The organism is Sphaerospermopsis aphanizomenoides BCCUSP55 (genome assembly GCF_001586785.1).
GTDB lineage: Bacteria > Cyanobacteriota > Cyanobacteriia > Cyanobacteriales > Nostocaceae > Sphaerospermopsis_A > Sphaerospermopsis_A aphanizomenoides_A.
Map to the genome: position 1 here is coordinate 1 of NZ_LUFH02000212.1, position 2,071 is coordinate 2,071.

The 2,071-nt window shown below is 38.9% G+C and carries 2 protein-coding genes; both read left to right on the forward strand.

Going from position 1 to position 2,071, the window contains the following annotated elements; translation table 11 throughout:
- Nucleotides 1–72: 72 nt before the first annotated feature.
- A complete protein-coding gene (locus A0J48_RS26320) occupies nt 73–975 on the forward strand; it encodes a cell division protein FtsX (protein WP_200327521.1) in 903 nt (300 codons plus the stop codon).
- Between the two features lie 108 nt (nt 976–1,083).
- A complete protein-coding gene (locus A0J48_RS26325; protein WP_200327522.1) occupies nt 1,084–1,893 on the forward strand; it encodes a DUF3598 family protein in 810 nt (269 codons plus the stop codon).
- The last annotated feature ends 178 nt before the right edge of the window (nt 1,894–2,071 follow it).

Here is a 2,071-nt window from a genome sequence, read left to right on the forward strand (position 1 = left end):
ATTGGGGACTGGGGACTGGGGACTGGGGACAGTTAATTATCAATTGTCAATTATCAATTATCAATTACCAAGATGTTGAAATTTCTTACCAAACTAGATTACCTGTTGAAAGAAACTTTCCTGGGGTTGCTGCGGGGAGGGTGGATGAATTGGGCTGCTGTCAGTACAGTGACGGTGTTATTATTTTTGTTTGGCTTAAGTCTGCAAACTTCTTGGCAGGTAGAAAGACTCCTCAACCAGTTCGGTAGTCAGTTGGAATTATCAGTTTACCTAGAGTCGGGTATTCAAGCTGTGAATATTGAACCGCTGGTAGAAAATCTGCCGGAAGTAGCTTCTGTGGAAGTAGTTACCAAAGAACAAGCTTGGACAAAATTAGTTAAGGAACTGGGTTTAACGGATATTGAAGGTGCTAACCAACAACTAGGGGGTAATCCTCTAGTAGATGAGATGAAGGTAAAAGCCTTGAATCCCCAAGTTGTACCCCATTTAGCGACTCAGTTAGCCAAGTTACAAGGTGTGGATGTGGTGCAGTATGTAGATGAAGCGGTAAAACGTATTGCCCAATTACATCGGGGTTTAAGTTGGATTACTTTAACTATTACTATTATTTTGACTACTACTGCGATCGCTGTGACAACGACTACTATTCGCTTAATTGTAATGGCACGTCGTCGAGAAATTGAAATTATGCAACTAGTAGGTGCAACATCCGCCTGGATTTACCTACCCTTTATTTTACAAGGAATTTCCTTTGGTTTAGTGGGTGGTGCGATCGCATGGAGTTTCATTTCTCTAACTCAACAATTTCTCAATCGCCTACTAGCCAATCAACCCGATTTTATCCAATTTATTAGCAACGGTTTACAACTCACAGCTTATCAAACCTTGCTGCTACCTATAGTTCTATTAAGTTTCGGTGCAGTAGTAGGATTAATGGGTAGCTTATTTGCTGTGCGTAAATTTGCAGGATCATAAAAAAATTAAAAATTAAAAATTAAAAATTAAAAATTAAAAATTAAAAATTAAAAAACTTGGCTTCTTGTCTTTTTCCTCCTGAACTACTGAACTCCTGAACTTCTTCTTATGACTACCCAATGGCAACGCTTACTGAAAAATATCGGTGAATGGCAAGGTTCCTTTACTCGTTATTCACCGCAAGGGGAATTATTAGAAGATATTCCCAGTGTGGTTTCTCTGGAAGGTTTGAATAACAATCAAACTATTCGCCAAATCATTCGCAAAGGTGAAAAAGAAAACATTTTAGAATATAGTTCTCTAGCACAAAGTGTCTTATTTTTTGAGAATGGCGCATTTTCTCAAGGTTCAATACAACTTGGGCCTTTTGCAGAATTTGGTGCGGAACTGGGTTTAATTTATGAAAATCGCCGCTTACGTTTGGTCGAATTGTTTGATAAATCTGGACAGATAGAAGGTATTACTTTAATTCGTGAACATCTAGCTGATACCCAAGCACCAAAAAACCCTCCTATGCAGGTGGAGGATTTATTGGGAGAATGGCTTGGTGAAGCGATAACTATTTATCCCGATTGGCGATCGCCTAGTACCTATTCTACAAGTTTAAAATTAGAACTTGATAGCAATGGGAAATTAGTTCAAAATACCAGTTTTGATGGTCGGACAATCACCTCGACTGCTACTATACAAGATTCAATCATCCTCTTTGACCAAAATCCTCAAAAACAGATCCAAGTATTACTTCTACCTGATGGCGCTTCTGCAACTTTTCCCCGACAAGTACAGTTACGTCAACCTTTATTTTTAGAAGTAGGATGGTTAATCAAGCCAGATTTACGTCAACGCTTAATTCGTAGCTATGACGATAAAGGTGCGTGGGTTAGTCTAACTTTAGTTACAGAAATTCGTAATTCGTAATTCGTAATTCGTAATTCGTAATTCGTAATTATTTTTTTCTCCCCTACACCCCACACCCTGCACCCTACACCCTGCACCCTACACCCCACATTCCTAATCTTCCAGATAACAAGGAAGTTGTAAAGCTTGCTGAAGTAAAGGTTCATATTCTTGAAGACTGACATTATAAGCGCCAAAC